Origin of the sequence: Paraburkholderia caffeinilytica (genome assembly GCF_046030355.1) — a bacterium.
In the GTDB taxonomy this organism is placed as follows: Bacteria; Pseudomonadota; Gammaproteobacteria; order Burkholderiales; family Burkholderiaceae; genus Paraburkholderia; species Paraburkholderia caffeinilytica_B.
In genome coordinates this window covers 64,089-77,257 of sequence record NZ_JAQQCQ010000006.1, presented here as the reverse complement: position 1 = coordinate 77,257, position 13,169 = coordinate 64,089, and the positions used below count along the sequence as shown (strand labels likewise).

General features: G+C 62.0%; 14 protein-coding genes. 5 read left to right on the top strand and 9 right to left on the bottom strand.

Annotated elements, in window-relative coordinates:
• Positions 1–360: 360 nt before the first annotated feature.
• From ampD to PQQ95_RS11580, 3 genes are read right to left on the bottom strand one after another with little or no spacing between them, the layout of a single operon-like run.
• Positions 361–957: a 1,6-anhydro-N-acetylmuramyl-L-alanine amidase AmpD gene (ampD, locus tag PQQ95_RS11590; RefSeq protein ID WP_408437532.1), complete on the bottom strand. Its 597-nt coding sequence runs from the start codon at positions 955–957 to the stop codon at positions 361–363.
• On the bottom strand, positions 954–1,304 hold the full coding sequence (locus PQQ95_RS11585; RefSeq protein ID WP_408437531.1) for a PP0621 family protein: 351 nt from the start codon (positions 1,302–1,304) through the stop codon (positions 954–956). Before PQQ95_RS11585 ends, ampD begins: the two co-directional genes overlap by 4 nt.
• 10 nt (positions 1,305–1,314) lie before the next feature.
• Entirely contained in the window at positions 1,315–2,241 is a 927-nt protein-coding gene (locus PQQ95_RS11580) for a cytochrome C assembly family protein (protein WP_408437530.1), read from the bottom strand.
• Between the two features lie 81 nt (positions 2,242–2,322).
• On the opposite strand from PQQ95_RS11580, the gene ffh reads away from it, so the two are divergent.
• Together ffh and PQQ95_RS11570 are read left to right on the top strand one after the other, a co-directional pair.
• On the top strand, positions 2,323–3,690 hold the full coding sequence (gene ffh / locus PQQ95_RS11575) for a signal recognition particle protein (RefSeq protein WP_408437529.1): 1,368 nt from the start codon (positions 2,323–2,325) through the stop codon (positions 3,688–3,690).
• A gap of 143 nt (positions 3,691–3,833) precedes the next feature.
• Complete coding sequence (locus PQQ95_RS11570; RefSeq protein ID WP_408437528.1) at positions 3,834–4,385, top strand: hypoxanthine-guanine phosphoribosyltransferase; 552 nt, start codon at positions 3,834–3,836, stop codon at positions 4,383–4,385.
• A gap of 139 nt (positions 4,386–4,524) precedes the next feature.
• On the opposite strand, the gene PQQ95_RS11565 is transcribed toward PQQ95_RS11570, so the two are convergent.
• Entirely contained in the window at positions 4,525–5,124 is a 600-nt protein-coding gene (locus tag PQQ95_RS11565; RefSeq protein WP_408437527.1) for a MarC family protein, read from the bottom strand.
• Between the two features lie 12 nt (positions 5,125–5,136).
• Positions 5,137–6,873 carry a proline--tRNA ligase gene (locus PQQ95_RS11560; protein WP_408437526.1) on the bottom strand — a complete coding sequence of 579 codons (1,737 nt, stop codon included), beginning with the start codon at positions 6,871–6,873 and terminating at the stop codon, positions 5,137–5,139.
• A 372-nt stretch (positions 6,874–7,245) separates the two neighbouring features.
• On the opposite strand from PQQ95_RS11560, the gene PQQ95_RS11555 reads away from it, so the two are divergent.
• Both PQQ95_RS11555 and PQQ95_RS11550 read left to right on the top strand, forming a co-directional pair.
• Positions 7,246–7,989: an RNA pyrophosphohydrolase gene (locus PQQ95_RS11555; RefSeq protein ID WP_408437758.1), complete on the top strand. Its 744-nt coding sequence runs from the start codon at positions 7,246–7,248 to the stop codon at positions 7,987–7,989.
• 76 nt (positions 7,990–8,065) lie between these two features.
• Positions 8,066–8,617, top strand: a complete 552-nt coding sequence (locus tag PQQ95_RS11550) for a CNP1-like family protein (protein WP_408437525.1) — start codon at positions 8,066–8,068, stop codon at positions 8,615–8,617.
• Positions 8,618–8,766: 149 nt separating this feature from the next.
• On the opposite strand, the gene proB is transcribed toward PQQ95_RS11550, so the two are convergent.
• From proB to rplU, 4 genes are all read right to left on the bottom strand, one after another.
• Positions 8,767–9,885 carry a glutamate 5-kinase gene (proB, locus tag PQQ95_RS11545; RefSeq protein ID WP_408437524.1) on the bottom strand — a complete coding sequence of 373 codons (1,119 nt, stop codon included), beginning with the start codon at positions 9,883–9,885 and terminating at the stop codon, positions 8,767–8,769.
• 73 nt (positions 9,886–9,958) lie between these two features.
• The gene (cgtA, locus tag PQQ95_RS11540) at positions 9,959–11,092 is read right to left on the bottom strand and encodes an Obg family GTPase CgtA (RefSeq protein WP_408437523.1); all 1,134 of its coding nucleotides are present in this window, start codon (positions 11,090–11,092) and stop codon (positions 9,959–9,961) included.
• 228 nt (positions 11,093–11,320) lie between these two features.
• Entirely contained in the window at positions 11,321–11,584 is a 264-nt protein-coding gene (gene rpmA, locus PQQ95_RS11535; RefSeq protein ID WP_007180330.1) for a 50S ribosomal protein L27, read from the bottom strand.
• Positions 11,585–11,609: 25 nt separating this feature from the next.
• Positions 11,610–11,921 (bottom strand): 50S ribosomal protein L21, encoded by a 312-nt coding sequence (gene rplU / locus PQQ95_RS11530; RefSeq protein ID WP_007180329.1) that lies wholly within the window; start codon positions 11,919–11,921, stop codon positions 11,610–11,612.
• 238 nt (positions 11,922–12,159) lie between these two features.
• On the opposite strand from rplU, the gene PQQ95_RS11525 reads away from it, so the two are divergent.
• Positions 12,160–13,152: a polyprenyl synthetase family protein gene (locus PQQ95_RS11525; protein WP_408437522.1), complete on the top strand. Its 993-nt coding sequence runs from the start codon at positions 12,160–12,162 to the stop codon at positions 13,150–13,152.
• The last annotated feature ends 17 nt before the right edge of the window (positions 13,153–13,169 follow it).

The following is a 13,169-nucleotide window of genomic DNA, read 5'->3' as shown; positions in this document are numbered from 1 at the left end:
GTGCGTGTCGCAATCATTGTTGGCCCTTTTCCCGAATGCTTCTGGACGCTGCCGGTTCTCGCAACCGGCGCACCGCAGGAATTTTTTTCGCTGTCTGGAATGCTTGCGGCGCCATGCTCGGAGAGCGGGGCGCCGCATACTTATGCACTCAGTTATGCACAGAGTTATACACACCAGACACAAGATATAGTGCGAAACTGAATTTCTGGCACCAAGTATAGTGGAGTTTCAAGACAGATCAAATCGTTTTATTTGCTTTCGATGTCTTGACTTTTGCATAGCGCGGCGCGAAGCCGACTCCCCGGAGAACAAGGCTGTGCCTTGTTCTCCTCGCATCACGCGAAGTTGCGCAAAGGGTCGTTACAGCGTTTTGGAAAACTTGAGATAGGGGAAGTACTGATCCGTCAACGCCGTGTCGCGTTGCAGACGCTGCCACTCGAAATGGGGCCCCGGATCGGTCTTGCGGCCGGGGGCAATGTCCGAGTGACCGGCCAGGGCTTCGACCGGATAGCGGGCCTTGAGCGCCGCCACAAGTGCACCGAGCGTGCGGTATTGCGCCGCTTCGAAAGCAGTCGTGTCACTGCCCTCCAGCTCGATGCCGATCGAGAAATCGTTGCAGCGCTCACGGCCGAAAAAATTCGACGGGCCGGCGTGCCATGCCCGCTCGTTGCAGGACACGAATTGCTCGAGCGCCCCGTCGCGATGAATCACGAAATGCGCCGACACCCGTACGCCGCGCAGATGCGTGTCGTAGTACGGGTGAGCGTCGCAGTCGAGCGTGTTCTGGAACAGTTCGGCGATCGCCGTGCCGCCGAACTCATTGGGCGGCAAGCTGATGTTGTGGACGACGATCAGCGTCGGCACGGCCCCTTCGGGCCGCGCTTCAAAATTCGGCGATGGCAGTTTGCGTGCGGCGGCGACCCAACCGTCGGCATCGACGGTGAATGCGACGCTCATCGAGCGTCACGGCCCGTGGGACGCGCGCCGTGGCGTTGCGCATGCGCGGCGCTGCAGAACGGCTGCCCCGCCACCACCACGGAGTCGCTCTTCGGTGCATGCACGCCGCACTCGGCGCAACGGATCATCGGCTCGGCGAGCTGCGGCTGCGCTTGTGGGCCGTTTTGTCCGTTAGGTCCACGCGCACCGCCATTCGGGCCGCTCTGGCCTCTCGCCCCACCGGCGCCCGCGGCGCCATTTGCACCCGCGCCAGTGCGTTGCGACGCTTGCGCGTCATGACGGCGCAGCGCCTTGACCAGCCACTGGCCGACGATGAACAACAGGATCAGCAGAAAAATTTGTCGCATAGCAGGACACTCACACTACGGCACGGTGCAACAGCACCTCGAATACAAAACGGCTGCCGACGTACGCCAGCAGCAGCGCGACGAACGACGCCAGCACCCAGCGCAATGCCGCACGGCCGCGCCAGCCGGAAACCTTGCGCGCGGTCAGCAGCGCGCCGAACATCACCCAGGAAAGAATCGCAAAGACGGTCTTGTGATCGAGCCGCAAGGCACGGTCGACCAGTTGTTCGCTGAACAGGATGCCCGACACCAGCGTCAGCGTGAGCAGCACGAAGCCGGCGCCGATCAGACGGAACAGCAGCTTTTCAAGTGTCAGCAGCGGCGGCAAGGTATCGAGCCAGCTCGACAGCCAGCCGTTGCCCGCCGCAGCGGCATTGCGTTGCGACATGCCGCCGCGCATGGCGTGCAGACGCCGCTCGACCAGCAGCATCAGAACCGCATGCAGTGCCGCGATCGCGAACAAACCGTACGCGATGTTGGCGATCAGGAAGTGCAGCTTGAACATCGGCGCGGCCGAATACGGCAGCACGCGCACGCCGTTGAACGCCAGCGGCAATAAGGAAGCGACGCAGGCGAGCGGCAATACCAGCAGGCGCAGGCCGTCGAGCGGAAAGAAAAAACTCTCGATCCAGTAGATGCCGGCGCCGAGCCAGAACATCGCCGACAGCGCGAACGCAAACCCGAACACCATCGCGTTTTGGGGAAAGATGGTGGTATGCAACAGTACGCCATGAGCGAGCAGCGCGACAAATAGCAGCGCGCGGCCCGAGGTGCTCATGCCCGAAGCGGCCGACGAGGTCGACATGCCTTGGGCAACCGGCACCGGCGGCACGCTCTCGAGTACCGGGCGCAAGGCGGCGTGCCGGTGTGAGCGCCAGCCGGCCACGGCAAGACCGCCGTAGAGGAGCGCAGTGAGGGCATACAGTACAATATCCATATTCGAAGTTTACACTAGGCCCCTGCTCCGCGACGTCTTCCACTTCGCGCCCTGCTCCGGCCGCACAGTTCATCGCTCCCCATGCTCGACAATCTGACTCAACGGATGGCGCGCGTCGTCAAGACGCTGCGCGGCGAAGCCCGGCTCACCGAGGCGAACACCCAGGAAATGCTGCGCGAAGTGCGCCTCGCGCTGCTCGAGGCGGACGTGGCGCTGCCCGTCGTGCGCGAGTTCATCGCCAAGGTGAAGGAAAAAGCGCTCGGCGAGGAGGTCATCAGCAGCCTGTCGCCGGGTCAGGCGCTGGTTGGCGTGGTGCAGCGCGAGCTGACCGCGATCATCGGCGGCGACTATGAGGGCAAGGCGGTCGAACTGAATCTCGCTGTCACGCCGCCGGCCATCATCCTGATGGCGGGTCTGCAGGGCGCCGGTAAGACGACCACGGTCGGCAAGCTCGCCAAGCTCCTGCGCGAAAAGTACAAGAAGAAGGTCCTGACCGTTTCGTGCGACGTCTACCGCCCGGCTGCTATTGCGCAGTTGAAGACGGTGACCGAGCAGGTCGGCGCGGATTTCTTCCCGTCGGAGCCGGATCAGAAGCCGGTGGATATCGCGCGCGCCGCGGTGGATTGGGCCAAGCGCCACTACCACGACGTGCTGCTGGTCGACACGGCCGGCCGCCTGGGTATCGACGAAGCGATGATGGCCGAAATCGCCGCGCTGCACAGCGAACTGAAACCGGCGGAAACGCTGTTCGTTGTCGACGCGATGCTGGGTCAGGACGCGGTCAACACCGCGAAGGCCTTTAGCGACGCATTGCCGCTTACCGGCGTGGTCCTCACCAAGCTCGACGGCGATTCGCGCGGTGGCGCGGCACTCTCCGTGCGTCACGTAACCGGCAAGCCGATCAAGTTCGTCGGCGTCGCCGAAAAGCTCGACGGCCTCGAAATTTTCTACCCGGATCGCATGGCGAACCGGATTCTCGGCATGGGCGACATTCTCGCCCTCGTCGAAGAAGCGCAACGCGGCGTGGACGTTCAGGCCGCGCAGAAGCTCGCTGACAAGGTCAAGAAAGGCGGCGACTTCGACCTCAACGATTTCCGCGCGCAGCTTACGCAAATGAAGAGCATGGGCGGCCTGTCGTCGCTGATGGACAAGCTGCCTGCGCAGTTCCAGCAGGCCGCTGCCGGCGCCAACATGGGCATGGCCGAGTCGCAGATGCGCCGCATGGAAGGCATCATCAATTCGATGACACCTTTGGAACGCGCCAAGCCCGAGCTGATCAAGGCCACCCGCAAGCGCCGCATTGCCGCCGGCGCGGGCGTGCAGGTCCAGGAAGTCAACCGCATGCTGAATCAGTACGACCAGATGCGCACGATGATGAAAAAGCTGAAGGGCGGCAATCTGCAAAAGATGATGCGCGGCATGAAGGGCATGATGCCCGGCATGCGCTAAGCTTTAGCAAGACGGCGGCGCGCGTGCCCGCGTGCACGAACAATGGCACGCGCGGCTGACTCCGGATTTGTGCGGGTTTATTCTGTACCGCACGCCGCCGTTCTCACCCACACTATGTATACAGTTACCGCCCGTCAGACGTCATGAACCGCGAAGAAGCTCTCCACATTTTTAGCCACTCCGAAGAAATCGTTTCGGCAGACGACGTCAACGCGTCGATCAGCGGCATGGCGACCGCCATCCGCAACGAGATAAGCGAGGACTTCCCGCTCGTGCTGTCGGTGATGGGCGGCGCCGCGGTGTTCACCGGCATGCTGCTGCCGCACCTCGATTTCCCGCTCGAGTTCGACTACATCCACCTGACCCGCTATCGCAACACCACCAAGGGCGGCAATGAGATGCAGTGGCGCGTGGCGCCCGCTGAGTCGGTGAAGGATCGCGTCGTGCTGGTGCTCGACGACATCCTCGACGAAGGCGAAACGATGGCCGCGATCCGCGATCGTATCCTCGCGATGGGCGCGAAGCGCTTCCTGAGCGCGGTGCTGTGCGAGAAGATCATTCCGAAGGCCAAGCCGCTGCGCCCGGATTACTGTGGCTTCGAAGTGCCGGACCGCTACGTGTTCGGCTGCGGAATGGACGCCAAGGGTTACTGGCGCAACCTGCCGACCATTCGGGCGCTGACCGAGGGGGCTTGATTGAGGCCAGGATGTTCTGGCGGCGCCGTTTGCAGCGCGCATCGGCATAAACAAAAAGCGGCCCGCGGGCCGCTTTTTGTTTATCAGGTTATTGCTCGCATTACTGCGTAGGCGTGCCGAGTCCCGCACCCGATCTCATTCAAAGTTGATGCACAAAAGAGCGGATCCCGCCGAGCATCATTTCGACCGAGATCGCCACCAGCACCAAGCCCATCAACCGTTCGAAGGCCATCATCGCGCGCTCGCCGAGCCACGCCTGAATGCGCTCCGCCAGCATCAGCACGATCGCGCAGACCACCATCGTGACGGTCAGCGCACCTATCCACTCAAACATTTTGCCGGGCGCCTGCGACGTCAACAGCATCACCGTGGCCAGCGCCGACGGACCCGCTAGCGCAGGAATGGCCAGTGGCACGATGAGCGGCTCGCCACCGCGCGTGTCGCCGCCGAACGGACCGTCCGGGTGCGGAAACACCATCCTGAGCGCGATCAGAAACAGCACGATCCCGCCGCCGATACGCAATGACTGGTCGGTCAGACTCATCATGCGCAGGAAGCGGTCGCCGACCACCATGAAAACCAGCAGGATCGCAAAGGCGATCGCCACCTCACGGAGAATGACGATCGTGCGCCGCTTCGGCGATACGCTCCGCAGGCAACTGACAAAGAGCGGAATGTTGCCGAGCGGATCGGTGATCAGAATCAGCAGGACGGTCGCAGAGACGAAGGTGTACTCCACCGTCCGCTCCGCTTAGCGCGCCAACGCGGCGCGAACCTTGCCGATCACCGTCTGGGCGGCGTCTTCGACCGGCAGCAGCGTCGCTTCAGCGTCGCGGCGGCCCTGGTACTCGAGCTTGCCGTCCTTGAGACCACGATCGCCGATCACCAGACGATGCGGCACACCGATCAGTTCCCAGTCGGCGAACATCACGCCCGGGCGTTCGCCGCGATCGTCGAGGATCACGTCGACACCGGCTTCGACCAACTCCGCGTACAGCTTGTCGGCCTGCTCGCGCACGGCCTCGCTGCGGTCGTAACCCATCGGACACAGCACGACCTCGAACGGCGCGATCGATTCCGGCCAGATGATGCCCTTCTCGTCGAAATTCTGTTCGATCGCCGCACCCAGGATACGCGTGACGCCAATGCCGTAGCAGCCCATTTCCATCGGCTGCGGCTTGCCGGTCTCGTCGAGACAGGTCGCGTTCATCGCTTCCGAGTATTTCGTGCCGAGCTGGAACACGTGGCCGACTTCAATGCCGCGGCAGATGTCGATCACGCCCTTGCCGTCCGGCGACGGATCGCCCTTCTTCACATTGCGGATGTCGGCAACGACCGGCTCCGGCAAATCGCGCCCCCAGTTCACGCCGGTGGTGTGGTAATCCACTTCGTTCGTGCCCACCACGAAGTCGCTCATGTTCGCGACCGTGCGATCCGCAACGACCTTGACCGGCTTCTTCGTGTTGATCGGGCCGAGGTAGCCCGGCGGCGTGCCGAAGGTCTCGATGATTTCGGCTTCGGTCGCCATGCGGAAGTCCGCCAGACCCGGCAGCTTGCTTGCCTTGATCTCGTTCAGCTCGTGATCGCCGCGCAGCATCAGCAACCAGATGGTCGGTTCGGCGCCTTCGTTTTCCGTGGCGAGGATGATCGACTTGATCGTGCGCTCGAGCGGAATGTTGAGCAGCTCGGCCACGGCTTCGCACTTCGCTTTGCCCGGCGTTGCGGTCTTCTTCATCTCTTCGGTCGGCGCGGCGCGTTCCGTGTAAAGCGGCAACGCTTCAGCCGCTTCGACGTTCGCCGCGAAATCCGAGGTCGGGCAATAGGCGATCGCGTCTTCGCCGGTCTCGGCGATCACGTGGAATTCATGCGAACCGCTGCCGCCGATCGAACCGTTATCTGCGGCCACGGCACGGAAATCCAGACCGAGGCGCGTGAAGATACGCACGTACGCCTCGTACATCTTGCGATACGACTCGCGCAGGCCTTCCGCGTCCTTGTCGAACGAGTACGCGTCTTTCATGATGAATTCGCGGCCGCGCATCACGCCGAAACGCGGACGGATTTCGTCGCGGAACTTCGTCTGGACCTGGTAGAAATTCACCGGCAACTGGCGGTAGCTCTTGATCTGGCCGCGCGCGATATCCGTGACCACTTCTTCATGGGTCGGTCCGAGCACAAAATCGGATTGCTTGCGATCCTTGAAGCGCAGCAGTTCGGGGCCGTATTTTTCCCAACGGCCCGATTCCTGCCACAGTTCGGCCGGCTGCACTGCCGGCATCAACAGTTCAATTGCGCCTGCCCGGTTCATCTCTTCGCGCACGATGGCTTCCACCTTGCGGATCGAACGCAGGCCGATCGGCAGGTAGTTATAGATGCCGCCGGCAACGCGGCGGATCATGCCGGCGCGCACCATAAGCTTGTGGCTGACGATCTCGGCGTCGGCGGGCGCTTCTTTCAGCGTGCCGATAAAGAAACGGGAAGCTTTCATTCAGATTTTCCAAAAGCGGCGGCTCCGGAGGGACCGCCCGAAAGGTGAAAACGGTGGGGAAACCGACCCAGACCCGGCCTCGCGCCGGCACGGACTCGCCGCATACCCGGTCAAAGTCGGGCCAGAAGCCCGGCTCAGACCCGGCAGACGCCCTGCGCATACCAGGCAAAACCCCGGCAAAAACGGCCCAATCGCGGCGCTGAAGCTGCCGCGCAAAGCCTTTGCAGCAAGGGATAAGGCACGGAAAGACTGACAGGCTACCGCAAACGTGGGCCTTTTGCGGCGAATCGTTCCAATCTGGTGCGAATCGGTGCGTCGGGTCCGTTATCTGTTTATAATCAAAGCAATTTTAAAGGATTCGAAGGTGGTTGTATGCTGGATCGTGAAGGCTTTCGCCCGAACGTCGGCATCATCCTCTTGAACGCGCACAACGAGGTGTTTTGGGGCAAACGGCTCCGTGAACATTCCTGGCAGTTTCCGCAAGGGGGCATCAAGTACGGAGAGACCCCCGTGCAAGCGATGTATCGGGAGTTACACGAAGAAACCGGGCTGCTTCCTGAGCACGTCAAGGTGATTGGTCGCACGCGCGACTGGTTGCGTTACGAGGTGCCTGACAAGTTCATCAAGCGCGAAGTACGCGGTCATTACCGCGGCCAGAAACAAATCTGGTTTTTGCTCCGGATGGTTGGACGCGATTGCGACATTTGCTTGCGCGCCACCGACCACCCTGAGTTCGATGCGTGGCGCTGGAACGAGTACTGGGTGCCGCTCGACTGTGTGATCGAGTTCAAGCGGGATGTGTATCAGTTGGCGCTGACGGAGCTATCCCGTTTCATGCGCCGGGCTGCGCCGCGTGCGGAAAAACCTGGCGGGCACCATGGGCCGCGTTATCCCCGGATAGCGTCGTCAATGGAAAGTCCGCCGGATTCGACGATGATGACGGTCACCGCCTCGGTGACCACACTCAGCATCGAAACGTCGATTCACACGACGATCGTGTCTGATTGCGGTCCGGGTTCCGGGTCGGTAGCCGAGGTCGGCTCCGCCTCGGAACACGAAGACGAATCGGAGCGCGAAACCGCCGGCTCGCTGTTCCGCCCTGGCGTGCGCAATTAACAACTCTGTGCGGCTGTCCACGCCGCCTCTGCTGGCGCGGCTCAATGAGCCGCGCCAGTGTTTCGAGGAAACCATATTGAAAGCACTTGCTCTCGTCGTGGCGTGCGTCGCCACTGGCGCCATGCTGGCTGGTTGCGCCAGCAAACCATCAAATAAAGACGACAGTGCGTTTGCCTACCTGCTGGACCGGCCGAGCAACTGGGTTGAAAACAAGGTGGATACCTTGCCGCCGCTGCCGCAAGACTCGAATCTTCTGCCTTTCGAGGTTTCCGGCAACACGCCGCTGCAGTTCGCGATCGATAGAAATTCGCTTACCGTCGGCACCGACGGAGTGGTGCGCTACACCGTCGTCGTCACCAGCCCGAGCGGCGCGCGCAACGTGAACTACGAAGGGATTCGCTGCGATACGTACGAATGGCGCCAGTACGCAGGCCTGAACGCTGATCACGACGGCTGGGACCAGACCGTCGCCAACGACTTCCGGCGCATTGAGAACGGCGCGCTGAACGCTTATCAGGCAACGCTGTATCAGGACTATATGTGCGCGAACAAGATGCCCATCGGCAACGCGAAGCAGATTGTCGAGAACATCCGCTATAAGCGCACACAGAGTTCGCTCGTTCACTAAGGTGGTTTTCGCGAAGGCACTTTGAATCGGGAGTGCCGCTGCGGACGTGAAAAAGCCGTTCCAGCTCACGCTGGAACGGCTTTTTTATCTGCAGTGCTGCCGTGTGAACGTTACCGCTGCGGTGCTGCGGCGCGTACGTTACCGAGAAATCAGACCAGCACTAGATTGTCGCGGTGAATCAGTTCAGGCTCCAGCATGTAGCCGAGCACCGATTCAATTTCACCGCTCGGACGCCGCTGGATCAGCTTGGTTTCCGCGCTGCTGTAGTTCGTCAGGCCGCGCGCAACTTCACGCCCTGCCGCGCTCAGGCATGCGATCACCTCGCCGCGCGCAAATGCGCCCTGCACACCGACGATGCCGATCGGCAGCAAGCTTTTGCCGCCTTCGGTCAGCTTTTCGACGGCGCCATCATCGATCACCACGTGACCTCGCACCTGCAGGTGATCGGCCATCCATTGCTTGCGCGCCGCCATGCGCGCAGTGCGCGCGATCAACTGCGTACCGATCGCCTCGCCCGAGGCCAGCCGCGACAACACGTCCGCCTCGCGCCCACTCGCGATCACCGTATTCGCGCCGCTGTGTGCCGCACGTTTGGCGGCAAGAATCTTGGTGAGCATGCCGCCGCGACCCAGGCTCGAACCCGCGCCGCCCGCCATCGCTTCGAGCTCCGGCGCACCGGCATCGGCCTGCCGGACGAGCGTTGCGTTCGGATCTTTACGCGGGTCGGCAGTGAAAAGCCCTTGCTGATCGGTGAGGATCACGAGTGCATCGCCTTCGATCAGATTCGCGACCAGGGCGCCCAGCGTGTCGTTGTCGCCGAACTTGATTTCGTCGGTGACGACCGTGTCGTTTTCGTTGATGATCGGCACGACGCCCAGCCGCAGCAGCGTCAGCAACGTGGAACGCGCGTTCAGATAGCGTTCGCGGTCGGCCAGATCGGCGTGGGTCAGCAGAATCTGCGCGGTCTGGATCGAATGCTCGGCAAAGCGGCTTTCGTAGACTTGCGCGAGACCCATTTGACCGACAGCCGCAGCCGCCTGCAATTCGTCGATTTCACGTGGCCGTTTCGTCCAGCCGAGCCGCTGCATGCCTTCGGCAATCGCACCCGAACTGACCAGCACCACTTCCTTGCCCTGCGCGCGCAGTGCGGCAATCTGCGCGGCCCAGCGGCCGATCGCAGCATGATCGAGGCCGCGCCCGTCATTCGTAACGAGGCTCGAGCCCACTTTCACTACCAATCGCCGTGAATCTGCGATGACGGAACGCATTGTGCGCGGTCTCCCAAGATGACGCGTGATGCATGCCGGCGGCCCGTGCAGGCGCCGGCGCTCAGGCTTGTTATTACTGCGGGTCGACGCTGGAATCGTCCGAAGCTGCGGTCGGTGCTTCCGGCTTCTCTTCCGGCTTCTCGCGGAAACGCACGTCCGCGGCGAGATCTTCGGCTTCAGCCGCGCGCTGCGCGTCCGAATGCGCGGCGATGTGGTCATACACCGCGTAGCAAAGACTCTCGCAGCCCTGGCCGGTCAGCGCCGAGATTTCGAACACCGGGCCGTCCCAACCATAGCCTTCGAGGAAGGCCGACACGCGTGCTTCACGCTCGTCTTCGGGCACCATGTCGAGCTTGTTGAGCACCAGCCAACGCGGCTTCTCATAGAGCAGCTCGTCGTACTTGCGCAGTTCGTTGACGATCGCCTTGGCTTCCGCGACCGGATCAACAGATTCATCGAACGGCGCAAGGTCGACGATATGCAGCAGCAACCCGGTGCGTTGCAGGTGGCGCAGGAACTGATGGCCGAGACCCGCGCCTTCCGCCGCACCTTCGATCAAACCAGGAATGTCGGCGATCACGAAGCTGCGGCTCGGCCCGACTCGCACCACGCCGAGATTCGGCGCAAGCGTGGTGAACGGGTAATCGGCGATCTTCGGCCGCGCGTTCGACACCGACGAAATAAAGGTCGACTTGCCGGCGTTCGGCATGCCGAGCAGACCGACGTCGGCCAGCACCTTCAATTCGAGGCGCACCATGCGGCGCTCGCCGGGCTTGCCGTCGGTTTTCTGACGCGGCGCGCGGTTCGTACTGGATTTGAAATGCAGGTTACCGAGACCGCCCGCACCGCCTTGCGCGATTTGCACGCTCTGGTTGTGCTCGGTCAGATCGGCGATCAGCTCGCCGGTTTCCATATCGGTGATGGTCGTGCCGACCGGCATGCGCAGCGTGATGTCGTCGCCGCCCTTGCCGTAACAGTCCGCGCCGCGACCGTTTTCGCCGTTGCGCGCCAGGTGTTTTTTCGCGTAGCGGTAGTCGATCAGCGTGTTGATGTTGCGGTCTGCCACCGCAATCACGCTGCCGCCCCGGCCGCCGTCGCCGCCATCCGGGCCGCCGAACGGAACGAACTTCTCGCGGCGCATCGACGCGCTGCCATCCCCTCCGTCGCCGGCGATGACTTCAATCCTCGCTTCGTCAATGAACTTCATGCGTAACTCCGTCCCGTGGTGTACTGCTAGATGGTGCTGCTGGGTTGATGCTTTCAGATGGTGCTATTTTGCCGCGCTCGCCGTACGGTGGGCAATCAGCCGATCGGCTAACCACGCCGATTTGGCCGTGCAATCCGCCCATTCTTCGGACAAAAGCGCTGCAATAAAAAAAGCCCCGCGAACTTCGCGGGGCCTTTTTCCGGTCCTGAAGCCCGTGCCTGATTAAACTCAGACTGCTGCCGGGACGACGTTGACCATGTGCTTCTTCGCTGCGCCCTTCGTCGAAAAATTGACGTGGCCGTCCGTCAGCGCGAACAAGGTGTGATCCTTGCCGATACCGACGTTTTCGCCCGGGTGCATACGCGTGCCACGTTGGCGAACGATAATGCCGCCAGCGTTGATGGCTTGACCGCCGTAGACCTTGACGCCGAGACGCTTCGATTCAGAGTCGCGGCCGTTGCGGGATGATCCGCCTGCCTTTTTGTGTGCCATTTGATTTGCTCCTTAACCGTTGCGCTTACGCGTTGATCGCGTCGATGCGCAGTTCGGTATAGTTCTGGCGGTGGCCGCCATGCTTCTGGTAGTGCTTCCGGCGACGCATCTTGAAGATGGTCACTTTTGCGTGACGACCTTGCGACACGACGGTAGCCTTGACGGAAGCCCCACTGACCAGCGGCGTACCGAACTTAATCGATTCGCCTTCGCCCACTGCGAGAACCTGGTCGAGCGTGATTTCAGCGTCAATGTCTGCCGGTATCTGTTCTACTTTAAGTTTTTCGCCGACGGCAACTTTATACTGCTTGCCACCGGTTTTTATGACCGCGTACATTGAGAACCTCACTCTGTGTTCATTTTTCCCACGCACCGCGCGCGGAAACCCGTGATTATACATAGAGTTAGCTGCGCGGTCAAAACTCATTGAGAGTCGCCGCGCGCACCGCCCGGCGCGTTGCCGTCCAGCCCCGGCAACGGCCCAGCCGCGGCCTCCATCGCACCGTGCCGCAGCCTGCGACCCGGAACTGTCGCGATTCGCCTTATAATTCGCGGCACTACCCAATTCAGCCATCATGTCGTCGACTGCCACCCCCTCCTCCAACGCCGCCAGCCTGCTCGCTCCGATCGCCGAAGACATGCAGCAGGTCAATCGCGTCATACGGCACCGTCTGGCGTCCGACGTGATGCTGATCAATCAGATCTCCGAGTACATCATCAGCGCCGGGGGCAAACGGCTGCGGCCCGCCCTGCTGCTGCTGGTGGCGGGCGCACTGGGCGAAACCACCGGGCATCGGCACGAACTGGCCGCGGTGGTGGAATTCATCCACACGGCCACGCTGCTGCACGACGACGTGGTCGACGAATCCGATCTGCGGCGCGGCCGCCAGACGGCCAACGCGCTGTTCGGCAACGCCGCGAGCGTGCTGGTCGGCGACTTCCTGTACTCACGCTCGTTCCAGATGATGGTCGGCGTGGGCAAGATGCGCGTGATGGAAATCCTGTCGGAGGCGACCAACATCATCTCCGAGGGCGAAGTGCTGCAGCTGCTGAATATGCACGACGCCGACGTGGACGAAGCGCGCTACATGCAGGTGATCCGCTACAAAACCGCCAAATTGTTCGAAGCCGCGGCCCAACTCGGCGCCGTGCTGGCCGGTTCGGACGCGAAAACCGAAGCCGCCGCGGCGGAATTCGGCCGCCGCATCGGCACTGCGTTCCAGATCATGGACGACTGGCTCGACTACACGGGCACCGCTGAATCGATGGGCAAGAATGCCGGCGACGATCTGCGTGAGGGCAAACCCACGCTTCCTCTGATCTACCTGATCGAACGCGGCACGCCAGAACAGTCGGCGCTCGCCCGGGAAGCCATCGAGCAAGGCGGCACGGACCGTTTCGACACGATTTTCGAAGCGATCACGCGTTCCGGCGCGCTGGATCACACGCTCGAGTGCGCAAAGCAGGAAGCGCTCGCCGCAGCTTCAGCAATTTCTTCATTTCCCGATTCCATTTTCAAAGATAGCCTGCTAGAATTATGTTCTTACTCGACGGCAAGACAGTCTTGAACGGGACTGAAACACCG

What these genes read in the sequence shown, in the direction of transcription:
- ampD (WP_408437532.1), bottom strand. Translation starts at nt 957, where the DNA reads ATGAGCGTCGCATTCACCGTCGATGCCGACGGTTGGGTCGCCGCCGCA.
- PQQ95_RS11585 (WP_408437531.1), bottom strand. Translation starts at nt 1,304, where the DNA reads ATGCGACAAATTTTTCTGCTGATCCTGTTGTTCATCGTCGGCCAGTGG.
- PQQ95_RS11580 (WP_408437530.1), bottom strand. Translation starts at nt 2,241, where the DNA reads ATGGATATTGTACTGTATGCCCTCACTGCGCTCCTCTACGGCGGTCTT.
- ffh (WP_408437529.1), top strand. Translation starts at nt 2,323, where the DNA reads ATGCTCGACAATCTGACTCAACGGATGGCGCGCGTCGTCAAGACGCTG.
- PQQ95_RS11570 (WP_408437528.1), top strand. Translation starts at nt 3,834, where the DNA reads ATGAACCGCGAAGAAGCTCTCCACATTTTTAGCCACTCCGAAGAAATC.
- PQQ95_RS11560 (WP_408437526.1), bottom strand. Translation starts at nt 6,873, where the DNA reads ATGAAAGCTTCCCGTTTCTTTATCGGCACGCTGAAAGAAGCGCCCGCC.
- PQQ95_RS11555 (WP_408437758.1), top strand. Translation starts at nt 7,246, where the DNA reads ATGCTGGATCGTGAAGGCTTTCGCCCGAACGTCGGCATCATCCTCTTG.
- proB (WP_408437524.1), bottom strand. Translation starts at nt 9,885, where the DNA reads ATGCGTTCCGTCATCGCAGATTCACGGCGATTGGTAGTGAAAGTGGGC.
- cgtA (WP_408437523.1), bottom strand. Translation starts at nt 11,092, where the DNA reads ATGAAGTTCATTGACGAAGCGAGGATTGAAGTCATCGCCGGCGACGGA.
- rpmA (WP_007180330.1), bottom strand. Translation starts at nt 11,584, where the DNA reads ATGGCACACAAAAAGGCAGGCGGATCATCCCGCAACGGCCGCGACTCT.
- rplU (WP_007180329.1), bottom strand. Translation starts at nt 11,921, where the DNA reads ATGTACGCGGTCATAAAAACCGGTGGCAAGCAGTATAAAGTTGCCGTC.
- PQQ95_RS11525 (WP_408437522.1), top strand. Translation starts at nt 12,160, where the DNA reads ATGTCGTCGACTGCCACCCCCTCCTCCAACGCCGCCAGCCTGCTCGCT.